The following is a 619-nucleotide window of genomic DNA, read 5'->3' as shown; positions in this document are numbered from 1 at the left end:
CCGGTGGGGGCGTTCGGGGAGAACCTGACCATCGCCGGGCTGGACACCGCCGGCGTCGTCGTCGGCGAGGTGTGGTCGATCGGGTCGGCGCGACTGCAGGTCGCCCAGCCGCGCATCCCGTGCTTCAAGCTCGGGATCCGCTTCGCCGATCGCAGCCTGCCGCGGCGGTTCGCCGCCGCCGGGCGGCCGGGGATCTACCTGCGGGTGCTCGTCGAGGGGGAGCTGGGTGCGGGCGACGCCATCGACGTCACGCCGGGTGCGCCGGCGGCGGTCGGGGTCAGCGCGCTCGCCCGTGCCTACCACGGGCACGACGCCGCTGTGGCCGCGACGGTGCTCGACGCCCCCGACCTGCCGGCGTCCTGGTACGACTGGGCCCGCGAGCGCACGGCCCCGCGGCGCCGCAGCCGTTCCTGACGCGGCGCGGGCCGCCGGGTTGCTCTGGCGACGTCGGATAGTGCAACTGGCGGTGGCGTATCCGATGCCCGCACGTCGGCTGACGCCGGTGACCAGGGCCGCCTTGCCGTGCAAACGGCAGCGCCTCGTGGCGGAGCTGGACCGGGTCGAGGTCAACGAAAGGCATGATCGTCAGTTTCGGTGTCGTCGTGGGTCCTGTGCTACG

1 protein-coding gene is annotated in these 619 nt (G+C 74.2%); it reads left to right on the top strand.

Annotation, left to right across the window (positions count from 1 at the left end; genetic code table 11):
* The coding region (locus NBZ85_RS31635) for an MOSC domain-containing protein (RefSeq protein ID WP_261563482.1) at positions 1-414 on the top strand (414 nt) is incomplete at its 5' end.
* Positions 415-619: the final 205 nt, after the last annotated feature.

It is taken from the genome of Frankia tisae (genome assembly GCF_025403405.1).
In the GTDB taxonomy this organism is placed as follows: domain Bacteria; phylum Actinomycetota; class Actinomycetes; order Frankiales; family Frankiaceae; genus Frankia; species Frankia tisai.
This window is presented reverse-complemented; position numbering and strand designations above follow the sequence as displayed.